Annotated in this window: 19 protein-coding genes; 7 read left to right on the top strand and 12 right to left on the bottom strand. The window is 66.8% G+C overall.

Going from position 1 to position 22,360, the window contains the following annotated elements; all coding sequences use genetic code 11:
• Window position 1: 1 nt before the first annotated feature.
• From MSIMFI_RS21730 to MSIMFI_RS21740, 3 genes are all read right to left on the bottom strand, one after another.
• The gene (locus MSIMFI_RS21730; RefSeq protein ID WP_191499064.1) at window positions 2-280 is read right to left on the bottom strand and encodes a WhiB family transcriptional regulator; all 279 of its coding nucleotides are present in this window, start codon (window positions 278-280) and stop codon (window positions 2-4) included.
• A 139-nt stretch (window positions 281-419) separates the two neighbouring features.
• Window positions 420-563, bottom strand: coding sequence for a hypothetical protein (locus MSIMFI_RS21735; RefSeq protein WP_191499135.1), 144 nt, complete (start codon window positions 561-563; stop codon window positions 420-422).
• A gap of 130 nt (window positions 564-693) precedes the next feature.
• Entirely contained in the window at window positions 694-2,793 is a 2,100-nt protein-coding gene (locus tag MSIMFI_RS21740) for an ATP-dependent DNA helicase UvrD2 (protein WP_191499129.1), read from the bottom strand.
• A 115-nt stretch (window positions 2,794-2,908) separates the two neighbouring features.
• Here MSIMFI_RS21740 and mrx1 point away from each other — a divergent pair, with 115 nt between their 5' ends.
• Window positions 2,909-3,154, top strand: a complete 246-nt coding sequence (gene mrx1, locus MSIMFI_RS21745; protein ID WP_191499065.1) for a mycoredoxin Mrx1 — start codon at window positions 2,909-2,911, stop codon at window positions 3,152-3,154.
• 119 nt (window positions 3,155-3,273) lie between these two features.
• Window positions 3,274-3,918: a sensor domain-containing protein gene (locus MSIMFI_RS21750; protein WP_224770370.1), complete on the top strand. Its 645-nt coding sequence runs from the start codon at window positions 3,274-3,276 to the stop codon at window positions 3,916-3,918.
• 13 nt (window positions 3,919-3,931) lie between these two features.
• Here MSIMFI_RS21750 and nudC read toward each other — a convergent pair whose 3' ends face one another.
• The 5 genes from nudC to MSIMFI_RS21775 all read right to left on the bottom strand — a co-directional run bounded on the left by nudC (window position 3,932) and on the right by MSIMFI_RS21775 (window position 14,539).
• The gene (nudC, locus tag MSIMFI_RS21755; protein WP_396820537.1) at window positions 3,932-4,909 is read right to left on the bottom strand and encodes an NAD(+) diphosphatase; all 978 of its coding nucleotides are present in this window, start codon (window positions 4,907-4,909) and stop codon (window positions 3,932-3,934) included.
• Window positions 4,910-4,976: 67 nt separating this feature from the next.
• Complete coding sequence (locus tag MSIMFI_RS21760; RefSeq protein ID WP_191499068.1) at window positions 4,977-6,047, bottom strand: potassium channel family protein; 1,071 nt, start codon at window positions 6,045-6,047, stop codon at window positions 4,977-4,979.
• Window positions 6,048-6,109: 62 nt separating this feature from the next.
• Window positions 6,110-9,400 carry an ATP-dependent helicase gene (locus tag MSIMFI_RS21765; RefSeq protein ID WP_191499130.1) on the bottom strand — a complete coding sequence of 1,097 codons (3,291 nt, stop codon included), beginning with the start codon at window positions 9,398-9,400 and terminating at the stop codon, window positions 6,110-6,112.
• Window positions 9,401-9,459: 59 nt separating this feature from the next.
• Complete coding sequence (locus MSIMFI_RS21770) at window positions 9,460-12,603, bottom strand: ATP-dependent helicase (RefSeq protein WP_186242017.1); 3,144 nt, start codon at window positions 12,601-12,603, stop codon at window positions 9,460-9,462.
• Between the two features lie 49 nt (window positions 12,604-12,652).
• A complete protein-coding gene (locus tag MSIMFI_RS21775; protein WP_186245617.1) occupies window positions 12,653-14,539 on the bottom strand; it encodes a serine/threonine-protein kinase PknD in 1,887 nt (628 codons plus the stop codon).
• Between the two features lie 197 nt (window positions 14,540-14,736).
• Here MSIMFI_RS21775 and MSIMFI_RS21780 point away from each other — a divergent pair, with 197 nt between their 5' ends.
• Together MSIMFI_RS21780 and MSIMFI_RS21785 are read left to right on the top strand one after the other, a co-directional pair.
• Entirely contained in the window at window positions 14,737-15,522 is a 786-nt protein-coding gene (locus MSIMFI_RS21780) for an alpha/beta fold hydrolase (protein ID WP_186242016.1), read from the top strand.
• A gap of 2 nt (window positions 15,523-15,524) precedes the next feature.
• Window positions 15,525-15,833, top strand: a complete 309-nt coding sequence (locus MSIMFI_RS21785; protein WP_186242015.1) for an MGMT family protein — start codon at window positions 15,525-15,527, stop codon at window positions 15,831-15,833.
• On the opposite strand, the gene MSIMFI_RS21790 is transcribed toward MSIMFI_RS21785, so the two are convergent.
• The 3 genes from MSIMFI_RS21790 to MSIMFI_RS21800 all read right to left on the bottom strand — a co-directional run bounded on the left by MSIMFI_RS21790 (window position 15,830) and on the right by MSIMFI_RS21800 (window position 18,956).
• Window positions 15,830-16,684, bottom strand: coding sequence for a TIGR02569 family protein (locus MSIMFI_RS21790; RefSeq protein WP_191499069.1), 855 nt, complete (start codon window positions 16,682-16,684; stop codon window positions 15,830-15,832). The genes MSIMFI_RS21785 and MSIMFI_RS21790 overlap by 4 nt on opposite strands.
• Before the next feature lie 207 nt (window positions 16,685-16,891).
• The gene (locus tag MSIMFI_RS21795; protein WP_191499131.1) at window positions 16,892-17,812 is read right to left on the bottom strand and encodes a ThiF family adenylyltransferase; all 921 of its coding nucleotides are present in this window, start codon (window positions 17,810-17,812) and stop codon (window positions 16,892-16,894) included.
• Window positions 17,813-17,921: 109 nt separating this feature from the next.
• Window positions 17,922-18,956 (bottom strand): DUF3152 domain-containing protein, encoded by a 1,035-nt coding sequence (locus MSIMFI_RS21800; protein WP_191499070.1) that lies wholly within the window; start codon window positions 18,954-18,956, stop codon window positions 17,922-17,924.
• A gap of 200 nt (window positions 18,957-19,156) precedes the next feature.
• Here MSIMFI_RS21800 and MSIMFI_RS21805 point away from each other — a divergent pair, with 200 nt between their 5' ends.
• Window positions 19,157-19,843 carry a TetR/AcrR family transcriptional regulator gene (locus tag MSIMFI_RS21805; RefSeq protein ID WP_191499071.1) on the top strand — a complete coding sequence of 229 codons (687 nt, stop codon included), beginning with the start codon at window positions 19,157-19,159 and terminating at the stop codon, window positions 19,841-19,843.
• Here the strand turns inward: MSIMFI_RS21805 and MSIMFI_RS21810 are convergent.
• Window positions 19,830-20,090, bottom strand: coding sequence for a DUF3107 domain-containing protein (locus MSIMFI_RS21810; RefSeq protein WP_085252038.1), 261 nt, complete (start codon window positions 20,088-20,090; stop codon window positions 19,830-19,832). The two genes, MSIMFI_RS21805 and MSIMFI_RS21810, sit on opposite strands and share 14 nt — an antisense overlap.
• A 206-nt stretch (window positions 20,091-20,296) precedes the next feature.
• Between MSIMFI_RS21810 and MSIMFI_RS21815 the strand changes: the two genes are divergently transcribed.
• Together MSIMFI_RS21815 and MSIMFI_RS21820 are read left to right on the top strand one after the other, a co-directional pair.
• Window positions 20,297-21,031 carry a hypothetical protein gene (locus tag MSIMFI_RS21815; protein ID WP_224770372.1) on the top strand — a complete coding sequence of 245 codons (735 nt, stop codon included), beginning with the start codon at window positions 20,297-20,299 and terminating at the stop codon, window positions 21,029-21,031.
• Window positions 21,032-21,293: 262 nt separating this feature from the next.
• Window positions 21,294-22,360 (top strand): PE family protein (locus MSIMFI_RS21820; protein ID WP_191499073.1); only part of this gene is annotated, 1,067 nt, incomplete at its 3' end.

A 22,360-nucleotide genomic window follows, 5' to 3' on the forward strand; every position in this document is an offset into this window, starting at 1 on the left:
CCTAAGCAGCGACCTTCCGTGGACGTCCGCGCGGACGTTTGCGGCTCACTATTGATCCCCGCTCGAATATTTCGCCGCCCCAGACACCCCAGGGTTCGGCCCGCTCGAGTGCCGCGGCCAGGCACTGGCGCCGGACGGGACAATCGACGCAGAGCGTCTTGGCGCGCTCGAGGTCGGCTGGGGTGTCGGCAAACCACAGGTCGGGATCGCCGACATGACAGGGCAACGCCAGCTGGTGGTCGGGCCGGCGCGTCTGTTTGGGGACTGTCGGTGCCGACATGTCCTGTTCACCTGCTTCCTGGTCTGGTGGCTGTCCTTTTCAGTGATCCGGACCAGGTTGGTGGTGATCGACCCAAAATTTGTGGCCACGGATCCTTGTGACGTCCGGTCCGTGGCCATCGAGTGGGCTGGTTACGTAGTTACGTGGAGCCTCGATGCACGGACACTTCGGTCGCGGCGGCGACACGGTGCTTGACCGCTGCCGCCGGCACGGCGGCATGGGCGACATGGGCGGCGAAGAGAGAAGCCGCCATGCCTACACCGAACGCGTTTGCGTTGATCATCGTGGCGACCCTCCTCTCGTGTTGCCTACCCGGAGTCCAGCCTTCAGCTACAGCTGGCGGAATGCGCTATCGAGGGTAAACGGTCACCGTGGGCGATGACAACCGATTTTCTGACCTGCGCGTTTGTCACTCAGCGCGATTGTCGAACCAACTCCAATACGTCTGGCCCGTACTGTTCGAGCTTGCGGGCGCCGATCCCCGGGATCGCGATCAGCGCCGCGTCATCGGTGGGCCGCATCTCGGCGATCGCGATCAGAGTGTTGTCACTGAAGATGATGTAGGGCGGCATCTTCTGTTCCTTGGCCATGTCCAACCGCCATGCCTTGAGTTGCAACAGCAACTCCTCGTCGACGTCGCCGGCGCATGTTTCGCAGCGCCGCAACATGACCGAGGCCGGCGTGGTCAGCGCGTTGTTACAGACCCGGCACCGGGTCGCCGCACCTCGGCTGCGCCGGGACTTGCTCGGTGGCTCGACCCGCGTCTGCGGCGCAATGCCGTTCAGGAACCGCGACGGCTTGCGACTCTGACGCCCGCCGGGGGCGCGCGCTAGCGCCCAGCTGAGCGCCAAATGCACTCGGGCTCGGGTGATTCCGACATAGAGCAGTCGGCGCTCTTCTTCGACCCGCTCGCTGTCGGGGCCGTGCGCCAACGCGTGCGAGATGGGCAATGTGCCGTCGACCAATCCGACCAGGAATACCGCATCCCACTCGAGGCCCTTGGCAGCATGCAGCGAGGCCAGCGTGACGCCCTGGACAACCGGTGGGTGACGCGCGTCGGCGCGGGCCCGCAGCTCCGCCAGCAACCCGGGAAGTTGCAGCTGCGGACGCTGGGCCACCTCGTCGTCGACCAGCTCGGCAAGCGCGTGGAGCGCCTCCCAGCGCTCCCTGGCGCGGGTGCCGACGGGCTCCTCGGCCGTCAGGCCCAGCGGCTCCAGGACGCCGCGCACCACCTCGGGCAAGGGACCTTCGGCGCCGCGTTCAGAAGCGCGCTGCAGTGCCAGCAGTGCCTGCTTGATTTCCTGACGGTTGAAAAACCCCTCGCCGCCGCGGACCTGATAGGCGATGCCGGCCTCGGTCAACGCCTCCTCGTAGACCTCCGACTGCGCGTTGACCCGATAGAGGATGGCGATTTCGGCTGGCGCAGTACCGGATTCGATCAGCCGGCTGATCGACGCAGCCACCGCGGCGGCTTCCGCGGCCTCATCGGGATGCTCGTGGAACGACGGCGCCGGGCCGGGCTCGCGTTGGCCGACGAGCTGCAGCTTGCTGCCCGCGACACGACCCCGGGCCGCCGCGATCACCTGGTTGGCCAGCGATACCACCTGCGGCGTGGACCGATAGTCGCGCTCTAGGCGCACCACCGTGGCGTCCGGGAACCGCCGCGAGAAGTCGAGCAGGAAGCGCGGTGAGGCTCCGGTGAACGAATAGATCGTCTGGTTGGCGTCGCCGACGACGGTTAGGTCGTCTCGATCGCCCAACCAGGCCGCAAGCACCCGGTGTTGCAGCGGGGTGACGTCCTGGTATTCGTCGACGACGAAACAGCGGTAGCGGTCCCGGAACTCGTCGGCCACCGCTGCATCGTTTTCGATCGCCCCCGCGGTGTGCAGCAGCAGGTCATCGAAGTCGAGCAGGGCGAGGTTTTCGTCGCGGACCTTGAGCGCCTCGTACGCGGCGTAGACGTCTGCGATTTTGGTGGCGTCCAACGGGATGTCCCGGCTGACGGCCGCCACTTTGCCCGCATATTCCTCCGGGCCGATCAGCGAGGCCTTGGCCCACTCGATCTCGCCGGCGAGATCCCGCACGTCATCGGTGCTGACATTCAACCGGGAACGACTGGCGGCTCGAGCGACGATAGCGAACTTGGTGTCCAGCAGCGCCCAGCGGATGTCACCGACCACCCGAGGCCAGAAATACCGCAGCTGACGGTGTGCGGCGGCGTGAAAGGTCAACGCCTGCACGGCGCCAACGCTGGCACCGGTCCGAGACGCGGTACCGAGCGCCCGCAACCGGCTGCGCATCTCCCCCGCCGCACGCTGGGTGAATGTCACCGCCAGCACCTGCCCCGCGGCGACATGTCCGCTGGCGACCAGCTGTGCGATCCGGTGCGTGATGGTGCGGGTCTTGCCTGTTCCGGCACCCGCGAGCACACACACCGGTCCGCGCGGAGCCAGCACGGCTTCACGTTGCTCGTCGTCCAGCCCTGCGGTCAACGGGTCTGCGACCATTGGCATGGCGTCCATCTTGGCTTTCATACTGGCAGGGGTCGCCGACAAAGCGGGCGTGTCGCCACGCCGTTTCGCACCGCCGGTGCCGGAATGATCCGCTGTCACGTTAGGTTAACGGGCTATGACCAACGCTGCGCTCACCATCTACACGACGTCATGGTGTGGCTACTGCCATCGGCTCAAGACGGCGCTCCAGGCCACCGGGATCCCATACGACGAGATCGACATCGAACACGACGCCGTGGCCGCGGAGTTCGTTGGCTCGGTCAACGGAGGCAACCGGACGGTTCCGACGGTGAAGTTCGCCGACGGGTCGACGCTGACCAATCCAAGCGCGGGCGAAGTCAAAGCGAAGCTGGCCGGGTAGGAATCTCGGTACCTGGACCTACACGGCCGGTTGCACACATTTCGGCGAAATCCGTCGGTACGATAACGCCAAATCGACCGCGGACGGCAGTCCGCAGAAAACGGCTATTAATGATCGGTATCGCTGTTGCCCGGGCCTGCCGGTCGGCTTTGATCGTCTGCTGTGCTGCGGTCACGATCACGGCGTGCTCGCATAACAGCCCAGCTGCCAAGCAGACCGTTACCGCGCCTCCGTCAGGAGCCGATGCACTGATCGTCAGCCTCGACGATGTGCGGCGCATCGCCAACTATGACCGGCTGACGTCACAGGTGCATTCTGACTTGCGCCATCCGCCACAGGGAGATTTGAACGCACCGGGTCCCTGCCGGGCAGCGGGAACTAGCGATGTCACCTTCGCCAGTGGCTGGTTGGAGTTTCGTAGCGCCGGTTACAGCGGGGTGACCGACGACCTAGAGCCCGGCGGGCCCGCGATGATCGACTCAGTCAGCCAGGCCGTTGCGATCTACCCAGACTCGCATGCGGCGCGCCAAGCGCTCGATCAGCTGGAGTCGTCGCTGCAAGCATGTATCGCCTTGCACGACCCTAACTACGATTTCACCCTGGACAAACCGGATTCATCCACCCTGAGGATCACCGACCAGGGTTGGAGCCACCTGTATCGCGTGAAGAATGCGGTGTTGATCTCCGTCGGCGTGTTGGGCATCGAACCAGCAGAGCGGATCGCGACGAACGTCCTGCAGGCCATCACCGAACGAATCAAGTAGCGGCACGCCCCCCTCAGTCGTGCGCCGCCCAGGATTCGATAATCACGCGGGCGATCGAAATCGACCCGGGCAGTAGCAGTTTCGACTCCGCTCCGCTGGTCCAATCGCCAGCTTCCAGCGCTGCGCGCACTTCCTCTCGGGTGAACCAGGCGGCCTCGGCGATCTCGCCGTCATTGAACGAAAACTTCTGATCCGGGTCAGCCAACGCATGGAAACCAACCATCAGCGAGCGCGGGAAGGGCCAGGGCTGGCTGCCCAGATAACGCACATCGCGAACGGTCAGGCCGATTTCCTCACGGATCTCCCGGGCGACACAGACTTCGAACGACTCGCCGGCCTCGACGAATCCGGCCAGCAGAGAGAACATCCGTTGTGGCCACCCCGCCTGACGCGCGAGCACCGCGCGATCACCGCCGTTGTGAACCAGGCAGATCACCGCCGGGTCGATACGCGGAAATTCTTCTCGGCCGGTGATCGGGTTGACGCGTGACCAGCCGGCCCTGGCCGGTTTCGTCGGCGTCCCATCCACCGCGCTGAATCGGGAGCTGTCATGCCAGTTCAGCAATGCCGTTGCCAACGACACCAACTGGCCGCTCGTATCATCGATGATCCGGCCGAGCCTGCGTAGGTCTACCACCTCGGCCCGCATGTTGGGATCCTCGTGCGGTTCCAGCGCACTACGGATCGCCCACACGTGGCGTCCACCCTCGATGCGGCCCAAAAATACCGCTTCCGGCGGCGGCTTGTCGCCCAGCGCGGCGGCCTCGCCGAGCACTACCCGACCATCGGCGGCCAACACCTGATTTCGAGAATCTATGCGTAGCAGTGCCGCCTCCGCCCATCCGGCGGCGGCCGCTTCGACGTCGGTCCGCAGCTGATCGGCCCGGTCGGCGCCGACACGCGACAGCAGCGGAATGCTTCGCAACTGAAACTCCACGGCTAATACCGCGTTTTTCGGTGGCGTCCAGCTGCGCCCGGCTGCTGACCCCAACAGTGGCGACCCGCTACGCCCAGGTTCGCCGCACTCGCGACCGCCACGGCGCTTGCGATCGCCACCGCTACGGCCCCACTTGGCGGACGTAGAGCAACCGGTCGCTGGCCTCGATGGCGTCAACCTCGGGCGCACCGATCCGCAGCAAATGGCCGTCGCGCACCACGCCGAGCACTATGTCGCGCAGGTGCCGCGGTGACCCGCCGACCTCGTGCTGCTCCACCTCACGTTCGGCGATGGCCAGCCCGGCATCCGGAGTAAGCAGATCCTCGATCATCTCCACCACGCCGGGCGTGGTGGTAGCGATGCCCAGCAGCCGACCAGCGGTCTCCGATGAGACGACCACCGAGTTCGCGCCCGATTGTCGCAACAGGTGCTGATTCTCGGCTTCGCGGATGGACGCGACAATCTTGGCCTTAGGCGCGATTTCCCGAGCCGTCAACGTGACCAGCACGGCAGTATCGTCGCGGCTGGCGGCAACGATGATCGAGGCGGCATGCTGAGCCCCGGCGAGCCGCAGCACGTCGGACTTGGTGGCATCACCGTGCACGGTTACCAGGCCGGCCGCCGCCGCGCGCTCGAGAGCCGCCCGATCGGTATCGACGACGACGATCTCACCTGGGACTGCCTCGTCACCGAGCATGGCGCCGACGGCTGTTTTGCCTTTGGTCCCGTAGCCGATGACGATGGTGTGGTTGCGCACTCTGCTCCTCCAACGCTGGATCTTCAGTGCCTGACGAGACGTTTCGGTGACAACCTCAAGCGTCGTACCGACCAGCAAGATCAAGAACGCGATGCGCAGCGGCGTGATGACCAAGACGTTGATCGCGCGCGCGAATTCAGAGATGGGCGTGACGTCGCCGTAGCCGGTCGTCGATAGGGTCACCGCCGCGTAGTACAGGCAATCCAGAAATGACAGTTGATCGCCTTGGGCGTCTCGGTACCCGTCGCGATCGACGTAAACGGCCATCGCAGCGATGAACAACGCCACCAGGGCGATGGCCACTCGCCGCGAAATGATGCGAGCCGGACCGGCCCGCCCCTGCGGAATCCGCAGCACGCCGACAAGCGCATAACTGGGCTGGGCGGTCAACGTTTGATCCAGACCGCTCAAGTGCCGCGACTTAACGTTGCCCACAACGATCCGTCATCGGCCTAATCCCAGCGCATAACCTACGCACGAGACAAATGTAACCACGCTCAGACGGCGGCAGGACGGCCGGAGTCAGCCAGCAGCGCTGCCAACTCCTGGGGGTTGGGCAGTTCCTCGGGGACAACGGTGATTCCGGTGCGGACGTAGTGAAACGCGGTACGCACCGACGATTCCGGGCATCCGCGCAGAGCGGCCCACGCCAACCGGTAGACAGCGAGCTGGACGGCGGCCTGACGCATGGCTAGCGGCCCGCGCGGCGGCTCACCGGTCTTCCAGTCCACGACGGTGGCCCCGCCATCGGGGTCGGCGAAGACCGCGTCGATGCGCCCGCGCACGACGGTATCGCCGATGGGCATTTCGAACGGCACCTCGACCGCGACCGGAGTGCGCGTCGCCCACCGCGACCGAGTGAATGCCGCCTGCAACGCGGCCAACTCCTCCGTGTCGCCAACGTCGGAGTCCGCGGCACCAGGAAGGTCGCCCAGATCGAACAGCAACTCGACACCATAGAACCGCTGGACCCAGGCGTGAAAAGCATTGCCCAACAACGCATGCGGGCCCGGACGTGTCGGCAGCCTATGCCTCAGGCGCTGTCCGGCGCCCGCGGGGTCGCGTGCCAGCTCCACTAGCCCGCTGACCGACAACTGGCTTGGCAGAGTTTGGTCGGGCGGTTGCGTCGCACGGGCACGCTCAGCCAGCAACGCATCGACATCGGCGACCCAACCGTCTACATCTGCACCGGCGACAGTCACGTCCGCCGACATCACCTGGGCCACCAGCGCTGCCCCGCGTTCGACGTCGCGGCGACGCGCGGCCAACGGATCGGCCGGCCAAACTGCTTCGACGACATTGTCACGCAATGGGTTTCGGTCACCATCGGCCGGGGCTGGCGACCACTGTTCGATGACCCCGCAGGGATCGCCGGCCGCGGCTGAACTGTCGATGACGTCCTTGAGCTCGCACAGAAAATCCGACGGCCCCCGCGGTTTGATCCCCGTGGCACCCCAATGATGACCGGACACTAGCAATGTGTCCTCGGCCCGCGTGACGGCCACATACAACAGCCGGCGCTCCTCGTCGACGCGTCGCTGATCGAGCTGGCGACGATGCTCAGAGATCTTGTCCGACAACTGCTTTCGATTGAGAACGGTCGAGGTGTCCAGGACCGGAATCCCCAGCGTGCCTGGCGAGGCGCGATCACCTCGCAGCAGCGGCGGCAGCTCACCGGGGTCGGTGAGCCAACTGCTCCTCGACACGGTCGACGGAAACGCCCCGGCGGACAGATGTGCCACCGCCACCACCTGCCACTCCAAACCCTTCGCGGCGTGCACGGTGAGCACCTGGACCCGGTCGCGGGAGACGGCTACCTCGGCCGGCGCCAACCCGTTCTCCACCACCGCGGCCACGTCCAAGTAGGCGAGCAAGCCGGCTACCGAGGATTCGTGGGACACCGCACCCGCGCGCTCCGCGTAGCCCGCTACGACGTCGGCGAAAGCTTCCAGATGCTCGGCGCCGGCCCACTCCCCTGCAACCCCCACCCCAGCGCGCACCTCGCAGTCGATGCCTAATACCCGACGCACCTCGGCGACCAGGTCAGGCAGGGAGTAGCCGAGATGGCCGCGCAGGGCGCTCAGTTCGCCGGCCAGCGCACCGATGCGCTCGAACCCCGCCGCCGAATATCGGTCTGGCGGACCCGGGTCGCAAATGGCGTCCGCAAGACACGGCGTGTCGGCATCCGAGTCGGCCGCAATCGCGACCGACTCGGGCGACGGCGGTGCGCTTGGCCCAGTTGTGCAGGATCGCCCAGCCAAAGCTTGGGCGCGGTGCCACAGCGCCGCGAGGTCCCGGCCACCGAGCCGCCACCGTGGACCGGGAAGTACCCGCATCGCCGCCGCGCCGGCCATCGGGGCGGCGACGAGTCGCAACATCGCAACCACGTCGGCGACCTCGGGAACCGACAGCAGACCGGCCAGCCCGACGACTTCAACCGGGATTCCACGGGCGCGCAGGGCCTCGGCGACGGGCGCGGCGTCCGCGTTGCGACGCACCAGCACCGCCGCGGTGGGTGGTCTGACGCCGTCAACCTGGGCCCGCCGGTAATGCCCGTGCAAATGGTTGGCGATCCATTCGCGTTCGGCCTGCACGTCGGCCAGTAGGGCGCAGCGGACGGTTCCCGGTGGGGCATCCGGTCGTGAGCGCAAGGCGCGCACGGCGACTGATCGCCGCCGCGCCTCGGCCGAGATGGCGTTGGCCACATGCAGCGTTCGCGGCGGGTTGCGCCAGCTGGTGCGCAACTCCAGGACCGGTGCTGGGGTCCCGTCGGACAACGGGAAGTCGGTGGTGAACCGCGGCAGGTTGGTGGCCGAGGCACCGCGCCAGCCGTAGATCGACTGAACCGGGTCGCCGACCGCGGTAAGCGCCAACCCGTCATCGACTCCACCGCCGAACAGTGCGGACAGCGCGACGCGCTGGGCGTGCCCGGTGTCCTGATACTCGTCGAGCAACACCACCCGATAGCGGTTCCGCAGGTCCTGTCCAATATGCGGGAATGTTGCGGCTAACCGTGCGGCTGACGCCATCTGCAAGCCGAAGTCCATCACCTTCTGCGCACGCATGCGTTCGGCCATGGCGTCGAGCAACGGCACCAGCTCGGCACGCTCGGTCTGGGTGGCCAGCGTCCGCAGCAGCCACTGACTGGGGCCGCGCTCCCGCTGGTAGGGGCCTGCCGGCAGGGTGTGGACCAACCGTTCCAGCTCAATGTGGGTATCGCGGAGCTGCCGGGTGTCCACCAGATGCTCGGCGAGCTGACCCCACAAGCGCAGCACCATTGAGGTAACCGCCGCCGGGGTCTTGTCAGTGCGCAGCCCCGGGCCGTGCCCGTTCACCACATCGAAGGCCAACTGCCACAGCTCGGTCTCGCTGAGCAGCCGCGTGTCGGGCTCTACCGGCAGCAACAGGCCGTAGTCGCGAAGTAGTGAGCCGGCGAAGGCGTGGTAGGTGCTGACCGTCGGAGACCCGGCCGCCGGACCAGCTGCCGCCGAGCCGATGCCGGCCAACCTGGCCAGCCGGGACCGGACGCGGCGTAGCAGCTGGGCAGCGGCCTTGCGGGTGAACGTCAGTCCCAACACCTGTTCGGGCTCGGCGTAGCCGTTGGCGATCAGCCACACCACTCGGGCGGCCATCGTCTCGGTCTTGCCGGCTCCCGCTCCCGCAATGACGACCAGCGGCCCCGGCGGCGCGGCGATAACGGCGGCCTGCTCATCGGTGGGCGGGAAAAGACCTAGCGCACAAGCTAATTCGGACGGGCTATACCGCACGGCTGCCCGCGATGATCGCAACAGCGGCGCGCCACCATCGGACCCAGCCGGTCGCAGCGGGTCACCACCAGCAGGCCCGGTCACCGCGTTGACCCGTCGGCGTGGGCCGGACAGCACGACCGGATTGGACAATGCGAGCAACCGTCGTTGCGCCGCGCGACGAACTGCGGCCCGGCTGTCGCGTCGGCCGCCTGCCGGATGAGGTGGCGCCATTCGTCACCAGCGGCCGGGGTCAGCGGATCCTGCTCACGCTCGGTGGCGCCGGCGGCCCCGGTCTTGCCCAGATAGACCAGGCGGGCGCCGCCGGGCTCACGAACGTCGGTACAGGCCGCCACCAGGCCTTCGGCGACAGCCAGTTGGTACATCGCCAGCTGAGCGTGCCGTTGGGCGTCGTCCTTGCTGACCGGTGTCTTGCCGGTCTTGATGTCGACGATTACCAGTCGACCGGCGGCATCGCGTTCGAGCCGGTCAACCCTGCCGCGCAGCCGAACGTCGCCGCCGTCCTTACCGAGTCCCTTGAGGATTCCGTCGATGTCGACCTCGACGCCGGCCTCGGTCAGCTCACCACGAGACTCCGCCCGCCACTCGACGAATGCCCGGATCATGGCGCGGTGTCGGACAAGCTCGTTGGCCGAATACCACTGCGCGCCGAAGGGCAAGTGCTCCCACACCCGGTCCAGCTCGGCCAGCAGCTGCGATTCGCTCTTGGTCGGGTCGGCGATCAGGGCGTGCATTACCGAACCGACAGTTGACCGAAGCTCGCGGGCATTGGTACCCCCGTGCCGCTCGACCAGCCAGCGCAGCGGGCAGTCGGTGAGAGTCTGCAAGGTTGATGGTGTCAATGTGACGAGATCGTCGCTAGCCCGCAGCGGAGCCGTGGTGCTGACAGGGATCAGGCCGTGCCAGCCGACTGGATCGGCGCCCGGGACACCAGCTTTGGCCAACCGGGCCAATTGCTTTGCCGCACAACCGCGAGCCTCCTTGGTTACGGCGCCGTCGGGCGCGCACACCACACCGCGCAGCCGCCCCACCACCGCCGCCGCGGACAACACCCGCGGCGCCGAAACTGGCTGCACGGCAGCAAGTTCACCGTCAGCTTCGGCTAACTGCGCGATCTCGAAGAAGAACGCCGACGGCAGCGATGCTTCCAGCGAACTCGCACCGGTTTCACTGTCGACCGCCGTCACCAACAAACGCTGCCGAGCCCGACCCATTGCAGCCACCAGTAGGCGACGCTCCTCGGCCAGCAGCGGCGCACGCGCTGAGGCATCCGCGGTGACACCGTCGAGCTCGTCGAGCAACCGCTGGGTGCCCAGCACACCGCCACGCGGAATCGTGTTGGGCCACAATCCATCTTGCAGTCCGGCGATGACCACAAAATCCCACTCGTGCCCGAGCGCAGCGTGCGCGCTGAGCACCTTGACCTGTTCAGTCTCCGATACCGGCTCGCGCCTGACACTTGGCAACTGCAATGCCGCGACGTGCTCGATGAGGCCGCGCAGCGACGCGCCGGACGTGCGTGACACATACTGATCGGTGGTATCGAACAATGCGGTGACCGCTTCCAGGTCCCGGGTGGCCTGCGCGCCGGCCGGGCCGCCGCGCTCGCTGGCCGCCAACCAACGACGCTGTAGACCGGACCGTTGCCACGCCGCCCATAGCGTGTACCGCGGATCCAGTCCTTCCCGATGGCAGCGAGCCGCCGCGGCCAGGACGGCACGCACCCGGCGCAGCGGGCGCGACTGGGCACCCGACACCCGCGCGTCGCCGGTGAGCGTCGCCACCAGCAGGTCGCCGAATTTCCCCGGCGCGCAGTCGTCCCGGGCACGCAGCAGTGTGCGGCGCAGTTGACGAAGCGAGACCGGGTCGACGCGCGCAATAGGCCCGGTCAGCAGGGTCAGCGCCTGGTCGCCATCGAGCCCGTCTGCCGTCGCCGCCAGGACCGTGAGCAGCGCACGCGCCGCCGGCTCCTCGGACAGTGCCACGCCAATCGCGGGCAACGCCACCGGAACCCCAGCGGCGGCCAACGCGCGCGGCAGCCGCGCGGCAGCCCGCGGCACCGACCTCACAATCACGGCCATCTGCGACCACGGCACGCCATCGATGAGATGCGCACGCCGCAGCGCATCGGCAATCAGCGCCGCCTCTGCGTGCGCGGAGGAAGCCAGGCGCACCACAACCGATCCGTCCTCGGGTCCGGCGCCCTCAATCCGCCTACCGACGCTGCGGCCGGGCAAACGCCGCGCAATGCCGCTGACCGCACGCGCCACGGCGGGGGCACAGCGATGCGACACCGTTAACGTCACCGACCGACTGTCATCGGCCAACAACCCGGCGGGCTCGCCGCCGCGGAAACCAAACACCGCCTGGTTCGGATCTCCGGCGACCAGTGCCAGTTCGGCGCCCGCCGCCAGCACCCGGATCAGGCGGGCCGCCTGCGGATCGAGCTGCTGGGCGTCGTCGATCAGCAGGACTCGGACCCGGCCGCGTTCGGCGGCCAGCAACTCAGGATCGACCGCGAAGGCCTCCAAAGCCGCACCCACCAGTTCGGCGGCACCCAGGGCCGGTGCGCTCGCCTGCGGTGCCGCCGTCCCAACCGCCGCCCGCAGTAACATCACTCGCTCGTACTGTCGGGCGAATTGGCCGGCGGCGCTCCATTCCGGGCGCCCACACCGGCGGCCCACCCTGTCCAGCTCCAGCGGATCCACGCCGCGTTCAGCGCAGCGCGCCAAAAGGTTTCGCAGTTCGGTGGCGAAGCCCGCGGTACTCAGCGCGGGCATCAGATGCGCGGGCCACGCGGCCGCCGCAGCCGGCCCGTCTTCGAGGTCACCGGCCAGCAATTCCCGGACGATTGCGTCTTGTTCGGCGCTGGTGACCAGTCGCGGCGGCGCGTCACCGGCGCGCTCGGCGGCCCGTCGCAGGACCGCGTACGCATAGCTGTGCACGGTGCGTACCAGAGGCTCGCGGACCGCGGTACGGCAGGGGCCGGCGCCACGTGATCGCAGCAACGCCGTCGTTAGCGTGCTGCGCGCCCGCATGCCGAGTCGTCCCGAACCGGTAAGCAGCAGAACCGATTCCGGATCGACACCGGCGGCAATGCGGGCGACCGCCGCGTCGACCAGCAGGCTGCTCTTGCCCGTTCCGGGGCCGCCCAGGACCCGCATCACGCCGCATAGGTCCGGCGTTAGAACAATCCGCGCCGACGCATCCCACGTGTATGACATAGCGGCATGACATCACGAGGGTCTGACAAGTCCGCTGGCGCAGGACCGCTCACCTTTGCCGAAGTGCCACTATTTGGCTATTGCGGCTGCCAACGTAGACGGTGCCCAGGTTGTCGACCGCCAAACCCCACGGATAGTCGAGGCCGGTGAACGGCAGCTCGACTTGCGTCGTGGAGCCTGCTGGGAGTTTGAGCGTCCGATTGTTGCCGGTGTCGGTGACATACACCGCGCCCTTATTGTCGACCGTGACACCGCCCGGTTGCTTGAGGCCCGTAAAGGGCAGCGGCGCTTGCATCTTCGAGCCCGCAGGCAACGCCAGGACCCGATTGTTGCCGCCGTCAGCAACATAGACCGTTCCGTTGCCGTCCACCACTAAGCCGGTCGGATCGTTAAGACCGGTGAAGGGTAGTTCGATCTGCGTGTTCGAACCGGCGAAAAGCGCCACGACGCGATTCTTCGCCGTGTCGGTGACGTAGACGGTGCGGCTGCTGTCAACCGACAAGCCGGTCGGATTGCTGAGGTCGGTAAAGGGAAGTGTGATTTGGGTTTTCGACCCGGCGGGAAGTACCACCACCCGTTTGTTGCCGGCGTCGTTGACGTAGACCGTGCCGGTGTTGTCCGCCGTCACACCGGTCGGGTAGTGCAGGCCCTGGAAGGGCAGTTCGGCTGGGGTGGTCGAGCCCGCTGGCAATGCCAACACCCGATTGTGGTCGGTGTCACCGACGTAGACCGTGCCGCCATTGTCTACCGACAAACCTTGCGGATCCCGCAAGCCGCTGAAAGGCAGCGTCACCTGATGGGGTTCTTCGGGTTCTGGACGCAACTTGCTCACCGTGACCATGGCCGCAACGGTCGCAGCCACGGTGAGTAGGGCAGCGGCCGCGATAACGACTGTCTTGCGGCGCCACCATGGCGGCGACAGCGACCGAGTCAACTCGGCTGGCCATCCAGCAGGGGGTTGTCGCGCTGGGACCGGGAACGCATTGGGCAGCGGTCGCGGGCTGGTCGGTGAGACGAAGGCATCTTGCCGCGGAGGGGTGTGCGATTCACCATTGTCCGGACGGGCGTGGCGATCGATATGGTCGGTGGTTGCCGATTGTGTCCATACGGACGACTGCAGCGGAGGCGTGGCGAGGGCGTCGTGGGCGGCTCGCGCCAACTCCGTTGCGGCGTCGTAGCGATCGCCGGGACTTTTGGCCATGCCTTTGGCGATAACCATGTCGAAGCCCAATGGCACCCCAGGATTGGCCCGCGACGGCCGTGGCGGCGGAGTCGCGATGTGGTTGCCGATCTCTTGGTCCAGACTGTCGCTGGGGAATGGGTACTGCGCGGTCAGGCACTCATAGAGGACGCAGGTCAACGAGTAGATATCCGAGTGAGCGTCAATCTGTGTGGTGCTGAACCGTTCCGGCGCCATGTAATGAGCGGTTCCCATCACATCGCCGGTCGCCGTCAGACCCAGTTCGCCTGGCGCGCGCGCGATCCCGAAATCGATCAGGTACGCGAAGTCGTCGTCGTCGAGCAAGATGTTGGACGGCTTGACATCTCGGTGCAATAGCCCGTCCCGGTGCGCGGCGTGCAGCGCCTTGGCAACCTGCTCGATGACGTGCACCGCCCGGACCGGCGGCAGCGGCCCGCGGCTGAGCACCGACTGTAGGTCACGGCCCTCGATCAACCGCATGTCCACGAACAGCCGTCCGTTGATTTCCCCATAGGTGTGAATCGGGATCAGATGCGGACTGCTCAATCGCGCGGCCGCATGGGCTTCGCGACGGAACCGCTGCTGGAACACCTCGTCGTGGGAAATCTCGGCAGGCAGAATCTTCAGGGCGACGACTCGGTCGGTGACAGTGTCATAGGCACGCCACACCTCGCCCATGCCGCCTCGGCCCAGTACCTCGATCAGCTGGTACCGTCCGAACGAAGTCCTCTCCAACGAGACCTCCCACAGCAACCGGCCGGCAACCGCCAGACCATAACGCGGCGCCGATAACAGTCGCAGGCGTTTCGATGCGTCTTGGCTATAAAGAAAACTAGCCAACGCTATGCTCCCCTGTCGTCCGGGTCCGCTTGCACTCCCCCGCGACGACGGCAGCCGTCCGAATCCGTCACGAGTGCTGGCATTATCGACGCGTGACCGCCGACCTTCACGTGCACCGCTACGGTCCGTCCGGCCCAGCGCAGGTGTTGACGATCCACGGAGTGACCGAGCACGGGCAGTCCTGGGAACTGCTAGCCGGCTACTTACCCGAAATAACCGTTGCCGCACCAGATTTGCTGGGCCACGGCAGATCGTCGTGGGCGGCGCCGTGGACCATCGACGCCAACGTCTCGGCACTGGCCTCGCTAATCGACGACCAGGCCGACGGTCCGGTCGTGGTCGTTGGCCATTCGTTCGGCGGCGCTGTCGCGTTGCAGCTGGCCGCCGCTCGCCCAGACCAGGTGGCCGCCCTGGTTCTGCTCGATCCGGCGGTTGCTGTGGACGGCACCCGGGTGCGCGAGGTCGTCGACGCGATGGTGGCGTTTCCCGACTACACCGACCCAGCGGAGGCCCGCGCAGAGAAGGCGTTCGGGGCCTGGTCGGACGTGGATCCCGCCGTGCTCGACGCCGAAATCGCCGAACACCTCATCGCGCTGGCGAACGGAAGGTACAGCTGGCGGATGAACCTGGCCGCGATGGTGTGCTACTGGAGCGAACTGGCCCGCGACATCGTGCTGCCGCCAGCCGGCACTCCGACCACACTGGTGCGGGCGGTCCGCGCCGATCCGCAGTATGTCAGCGAGGGGCTGATTACTGCGCTTCGGGACCAAATGGGTGCCGATTTCGAGCTGCTGGAGTTCGAGTGCGGACACATGGTTCCCCAGGCCAAGCCCAAGGAGGTCGCCGCGGTTGTCCGCGATCGGCTGAAAGGGCGCTGACGATGGCACGGGTAACCGACGAGCAGGTCGAGCTGGTACGGTCGTTGGTCGCGTCCATCCCTCCCGGGAGGGTCTCCACCTACGGCGACATCGCCGCTGTCGCAGGGCTTTCCAGTCCGCGCATCGTGGGCTGGATCATGCGAGTCGACTCCTCCGACTTGCCCTGGCACCGGGTGATCACCGCCTCGGGCCGCCCGGCCCGGCATCTGACTACCCGGCAGTTGGAGCTGCTGCGAGCAGAAGGCGTTCTGGCCGTAGACGGCAAGATTGCATTGGGCGAGGTCCGCTACGAGTTCGGCAGCGAGGGTTAAAGCACCAGGCGCACCAGGGCCGCAGTGCGAGTCAGACCCGGGAAAGCCTCGGCGGTGGACCGCGGGTGCAAAGCGTGCACTGCCAAGCGAAACATCAACGCGCGCAACAACATCTGTGGCCAGTCCGGTAACGCACTCCAGCGCTCGATGAGGCCGTCGTCGGCCTCGCCCCAGGACAGGGCGTCGACGACGACAACGCCGGCCGCCCAGGAAGCGGGCCGCCAGTACGGCGTGATGTCGGTGATCCCGGGTGCGGCAGTGCCGATGAAAAGCACTGTCCCGTAAAGATCTCCGTGCACGAGCTGGTTCGGACTCCTGGGCGGCCTGCGTAGGGTGGCGAGCTGATTGATCAGATCGATCGATCGCTCGCCATCCGCCGTCACCGGCGCCGTTCGCGCTCCCGGCGGAATCGACTGCAGCGGCCGCTCTTCCCACGCGGCGCGGTCGGCGGCGATGAACACATCGATGTCCGCCCACGGTGTGGTGGGTCCCTGCGTCAGAAATCGAGGGCGCTCCAATTTGCCGGTGGCTTCGTGCAGTCGCACAGCCGCTGACACGACTTCATCATGGCGGGCCTCGGGTGTGCCGGCGACGAATGTATCTGCCCGCCACCCGGAAACCACGTATCGACCGTCCGTCGAGCGGACCGGCCGGGCGAGGCGTACGCCGTCGACGAACAACGTCTCCCGGACGCGAGCCGACCAGGCCGCGCGAGCATGGTCGGCCACGATCGACAACACGACCTCGCCGCATCGCCAGCCGCCGTCCCAGCCGGGACCCAACGGGGTGGGCTGCACACCGGTCAAACCGAATGCCGTCAACACATGCTCTGGCGGCGGCTCGACAGTCACACGCGTCAGCCTAGTGGTGACCGCCAGCGCCGCGACGCGGGGCGCAGCGTGTCGCCACCCAGCAGAACCCGTGGTGACCGCCAGCGCCGCGACGCGGGGCGCAGCGTGTCGCCACCCAGCAGAACCCGTGGTGACCGCCAGCGCCGCGACGCGGGGCGCAGCGTGTCGCCACCCACTAGTCATCGGGGAGGCCTTGCGGCCTACCAGCTAGTACATGACCATGTCGGGCTGCATCTGCTTGGCCCAGGCCACGATCCCGCCCTGCAGGTGGACCGCGTCGGAGAAACCGGCCTTTTTCACCGCGGCCAACGCCTCGGCTGAGCGCACACCGGTCTTGCAGTACAGCACCGTGGTGCGGTCCTGAGGCAGCTTGGCCAGGCCCTCACCCGAACTGATCAACGATTTCGGGATGAGCTCAGCGCCGTCGATATGCACGATGTCCCACTCAACCTGCTCGCGAACGTCGATCAGGGCCAGCTTTTTGCCGCGGTCCATCATCTCGCGCAATTCCTGGGGAGTGATGCTGGAGCCGCTGACGGCTCGCACGGCATCGTCGGACACCACACCGCAGAACTGCTCGTAATCGACCAGCTCGGTGATCTTGGGCGTGGACGGGTCCTTGCGGATCCTGATCGTGCGGTAGGTCATCTCCAGCGCGTCGTAGATCATTAGCCGGCCCAGCAGTGTCTCACCCAACCCGGTAAGCAATTTGATCGCCTCGGTGCCCATCACCGACGCGATCGAGGCGCAGATGATGCCCAGCACGCCGCCCTCGGCGCAGGATGGCACCATCCCGGGCGGCGGCGGCTCCGGATACAGGTCGCGGTAGTTAACGCTGGAGCGGCCGACGTCAGCCACGCCATGGATGATCTGACGCTGCAGATTGGACTCGTCGACGACGTCGAAGTCGACGATGCCGATGGTCCCGACGCCGGCGGCCGCCAGGTACAGCAACGCCGGTGATCCGAGCCCTCCCGCGCCAATCACGAGCACACGCGCGTTCTTGAGCCTCTTCTGCCCGTCGACGCCCAGGTCGGGAATGATGAGATGGCGGCTGTAGCGGGCCACCTCGTCGCGGCTCAGCTCAGCTGCGGGCTCAACTAGTGGCGGCAGTGATGTCTGGGATATCGACACCTAAACATCTCCTCGGCTTCGCTTCGATCAGCTCTCACCATCACAGCAGTTGCTCTGAATAACGGCAAACATGCCGCGACGCTTCCCCCAACACATCGCCGAACTAGGCGATCGGGTAAGGCCACGGATTGAACCGGCAGGTCTTGCCGTCCGCCTTGACCCATTCGGGGTCGAACTTGGCGCCGTCGTCGTTGGACGTGGAGAACGTCTGCTGCATCATCACCGGAGCCAGGGCACCCTGCTTGTCACACGGCTCGTGGCGCAGGTACCCGATGCCGTGCCCGACCTCATGGTTGATTACGTACTGCCGGTAGGACCCGACGTCGCCTTCGAACGGAACCGCGCCACGCACCCAGCGCGCCTCATTGATGAACACCCGTGACTGCCGGTCCGCCCCGAACGAAGGGTTGTAGCAGGAGGTCTCCAGCCGGAATTCATAGCCGCATCCCTCGCGTACCGTCATCGGTGACACCAGCGAAATGCGGAAGTCGGGCTTGGCCCCGCTGGCTCCGTCGACGCGTACAAACGCGAATTGCGGGTTGTGGGTCCATCCCTTCGGATTGGCCAGCGTCTGGTCAACCATCTGGGCAAACGCGCTGTCACCGCCGTACATGGTGGGGTCTAGACCGTTCTCGATCTCGACGGTGTACCTGAACACCTTGGCCGTGCCCTGACCGACCTGTGCAGTCGCGCCCGGGATCAGGTGGTAGGTCTTCTCGCCCGCCTCAGTGAAGGGGCCGCCATCCGGCAGCGTCCCCGCCGGCAGGTTGGCGTCGAACGCCGCCAAGCCCCGAGGCGGCGTGTCGAGGATCGCGGTACCCACCACGCCGATAGCCGGCGGGTCGTGAATGGCCTGGGCCACCGCCCGCTTCGGCACGCTCGTCCCGGTCACCGTCTGGTAGATCACCACCGTGGTGACCACCACCAGAACCGGCAACGCATATGCGCGCCAGCCATAGGTGGACACGAACCGTCCCAGCCAGGTTTGTTTGCGCCAGCGACGGGGCCGGTCGCGGTCGGCCCGAGCCCGTCCGGCCGCCGCGGCGAGCGGGTCGCGCTGAGCACGCAGTGGCTCGCGCCACTGCTCATGCAGCACGGGAACTCGACCGGTGCTGCGCACAGGCCTCGGGAACGTCATTTCCTCAGGATTGCACAGCCGGCTCCGGCTGCGACCCCTGGCGCGCCCGAATACGGCGCCTTAGTCGGCTCGACGGGACCATCGATGACGCCGGTTAGGGCCGGTCGAACGCCTGGGGTAGTAATGTCATTGCGACAAACGTGCGGCCGCGGGGATGGGATAGTGGCCCGAAAAATCAGCGCGAATCAGATTGAGGACCGATGAGCGATCTCGCCAAGGCGGCCCAACGGCGTGCCGTCAGGTCGGCCGAACGCGGCCGGCCGGCCGACGCCACGGTGACCTCGAGCCGGCGCGGTAACCGGCTACCCCGCGATGAGCGTCGTGGCCAATTGCTAGTCGTTGCCAGCGACGTCTTTGTCGACCACGGCTACCACGCGGCCGGCATGGACGAGATCGCCGACCGTGCGGGTGTAAGTAAACCCGTTCTGTATCAACACTTTTCGAGCAAGTTAGAACTGTACCTGGCGGTGCTTCATCGGCACGTGGACAACCTGGTTTCCGGGGTGCAGCAGGCACTGCGCACCACGACCGACAACCGAGAGCGGTTGCATGCCGCGGTTCAGGCGTTCTTCGACTTCATCGAGCACGACAGCCAGGGCTATCGCCTGATCTTCGAAAACGACTACGTCACCGAACCCGAGGTTGCCGCACAGGTGCGGGTGGCCACCGAGTCCTGCATCGACGCGGTCTTCGCCCTGATCAGCGCGGATTCCGGACTGGATCCACATCGCGCCCGCATGGTCGCGGTGGGCTTGGTCGGTATCAGCGTGGACTGCGCCAGGTACTGGCTGGACTCCGACCGTCCGATTTCTAAAGCGGACGCCGTCGAGGGCACCGTCCAGTTCGCCTGGGGTGGGCTCTCACACGTGCCGCTTACTCGCTCGTAGCCGCTCTCGCGACGGCCTCAGCGCCGATTCCGAAGCCAACCCGGCGGGCGTCGGCAACCCCGATCTCGACGTAAGCGATCTTTGCAGTGTTGACCATGAAGCGACGGCCACGCTCGTCGGTGAGATTCAACACACCGGAACCCTCGCGCAGCGCGCTGCTTACCAGCTCTTCGACCTCATCGGGCGTCTGCGTACTGGAGAACACCAGCTCGCGCGGACTTTCCGTGATACCGATCTTGACCTCCACGGTGGCCCCCTTCCTTGAAAAATCGCAGCATTTCGTCGCAGGCGTGTCAGCAGCAGGCTAGTGGACACGCCTCCGGCGCATTGCGCCACGGCCCTTACGGGCGGTTCGCGGTGAGCGAAACGGCTTCATTACGGTTGAGTCCCAGCCGTGTCTACCCGCCCGCGCGACGCCCGACCGCCGGCCTCCGCGTCGATAACATCGGCACCATCAGTAACACAGTTAACACCCTCTATGACGACGTGCGGGACTACCCGGACGACGAGAGCTATGACACCACCGGAGTCGACTCCTATGGTCAGGGAGGCTACGGAGAGCTGGTTTGGCCGGCTGATCGTCGATGGCGCCCGGTCGCTGCGATCATCGGCGGTGTGGTGGCGCTTGGCGCGATCGCAACGGCGGTCATCATCAATAGCGGAGACAGCGCGACCACCAAGGCGACCGTCGGAGCACCTGCACCCCGGCCGGTGCTGTCAACCACCCCACAATCGACGGCCCCGCCCAGCATGTCACCTCGTGTCACGCCGACACCGGCACCAAGCACCTCACGGCCCCAGCTTCCCCCGGAGACGGTTACCACGCTGACACCGAGCAGTCCCTGGCCCAGTACCGCACCGCGAAGCCCCACCGCCGCACCGCCGCAAGCCACCGCTCCGCCGGGCGCCGCGTTGAGTCCACGCACCGTCGTCTACAGCGTGACCGGAACGAAGCAGCTCCTCGACCTGGTGAACGTGGTCTACACAGATGAGCGAGGCTTCCTCAAGACGGACGTCAATGTGGCGCTGCCGTGGACGAAGGTAGTGGTCTTGAACCCGGGCGTGCAGACCGAGTCGGTCATCGCGACCAGCCTCCGCGGTCGTCTCAATTGCGCGATCGTCAACGCCCAGGGTCAGCTGGTCGTGGCGTCGACCAATAACGGGATCATCGCGACCTGCACACGCTAGCGCCCGCCTGAGCTCGGGGATGACTCGCGCGCCCTTCCGGGCGCTGGCTCGAGATCAACAGTGATCAGATACATTTCCATATCAAATCTATTGCTATATCGTATACGTGAATGTATCTTATAGTTGCCCCGGACAACGCAGTCCGCACGGGGCGAAACAGTCGCGTCGACCCTCTCGTGGGTGGCGCCTCCTCGCGGGGTGCGGCCGGTCTTTCAAGCTCCCCGGCTTACCCGGCTTACCTGGCTTAATGGAAGGCCGTTCTATGTCATATGTGTTCGCAACCCCGGAGTTGGTGACGCTGGCAGCTTCGGACTTGGCCAGGATTGGGTCGATGATCAGCTCGGCCAGCGCCGCCGCTGCAGCCCCAACGACGGGCGTGCTGGCCGCGGGCGCTGATGACGTATCAGCGGCGATTGCTGCGCTATTCGGCGCGCACGCGCAGCAGTATCAGGCGATAAGCGCCGAGGTGGCGGCGTTTCACAACGGGTTTGTGCAGACCCTCCAAGCGGGTGCCGGCGCGTATGCCAGTGCTGAGGCGGCGAACACCTCGCCGTTGCAGAACCTGGAACAGGGCGTACTGGGAGCGATCAACGCGCCCACCGAGGCGCTGGTGGGGCGCCCGTTGATCGGCGACGGCGCCAACGCGACGACGCCTGGCGGAAACGGCGGAAATGCCGGGATCTTGATCGGTAACGGCGGCAACGGCGCGCCCGGCGCGCCCGGCACCGGCCAGGCCGGAGGCAACGGCGGAGCGGCCGGGCTGCTGTTCGGCTCCGGTGGATCCGGCGGCGCCGGAGGGAACGGCACCAACTCCAACACCTTCGCCCTCGGCGGCAACGGCGGCGACGGCGGTGCGGGCGGGTCCGCCGGGCTGATCGGCGCCGGTGGAGCGGGCGGAAAGGGTGGCGCCGGCGGAAACGGCATGGGCGGCGGCGGTAACGGCGGAAATGGCGGGGCTGCCGGCGCGGCCGGGCGGCTGTTCGGCGACGGTGGCACCGGCGGCGCCGGCGGGGCTGGGGGCTCCGATACCGCCGGCTACCATGCGGGCGGCGGGAAGGGCGGTCGCGGCGCTGATGGCGCCAGCGGCGGTTTGTTGTCGGGCGCCGGCGGACATGGCGGCGCCGGCGGGAACGGCGGCAACGCCGATAATGGCAGCGGGGACGCCGGCAACGCGGGGATGGGCGGTGCCGGCGGTAACGGCGGTTCCGCCCAGCTATTCGGGGTAGGTGGCCATGGCGGGGCCGGCGGCTCCGGTGGGCAAGGCTTCGTTGCCGGGGCCGGAGGGGCCGCAGGTAACGGCGGCAATGGCGGACAGGTGCTCGGTGATGG

This window comes from Mycobacterium simulans, from assembly GCF_900232995.1.
GTDB classification, from domain to species: domain Bacteria; phylum Actinomycetota; class Actinomycetes; order Mycobacteriales; family Mycobacteriaceae; genus Mycobacterium; species Mycobacterium simulans.

What these genes read in the sequence shown, in the direction of transcription:
- MSIMFI_RS21785 (WP_186242015.1), top strand. Translation starts at nt 15,525, where the DNA reads ATGGCACGGGTAACCGACGAGCAGGTCGAGCTGGTACGGTCGTTGGTC.
- MSIMFI_RS21770 (WP_186242017.1), bottom strand. Translation starts at nt 12,603, where the DNA reads ATGTCATACACGTGGGATGCGTCGGCGCGGATTGTTCTAACGCCGGAC.
- MSIMFI_RS21730 (WP_191499064.1), bottom strand. Translation starts at nt 280, where the DNA reads ATGTCGGCACCGACAGTCCCCAAACAGACGCGCCGGCCCGACCACCAG.
- MSIMFI_RS21740 (WP_191499129.1), bottom strand. Translation starts at nt 2,793, where the DNA reads ATGCCAATGGTCGCAGACCCGTTGACCGCAGGGCTGGACGACGAGCAA.
- MSIMFI_RS21735 (WP_191499135.1), bottom strand. Translation starts at nt 563, where the DNA reads ATGATCAACGCAAACGCGTTCGGTGTAGGCATGGCGGCTTCTCTCTTC.
- MSIMFI_RS21800 (WP_191499070.1), bottom strand. Translation starts at nt 18,956, where the DNA reads ATGACGTTCCCGAGGCCTGTGCGCAGCACCGGTCGAGTTCCCGTGCTG.
- mrx1 (WP_191499065.1), top strand. Translation starts at nt 2,909, where the DNA reads ATGACCAACGCTGCGCTCACCATCTACACGACGTCATGGTGTGGCTAC.
- MSIMFI_RS21805 (WP_191499071.1), top strand. Translation starts at nt 19,157, where the DNA reads ATGAGCGATCTCGCCAAGGCGGCCCAACGGCGTGCCGTCAGGTCGGCC.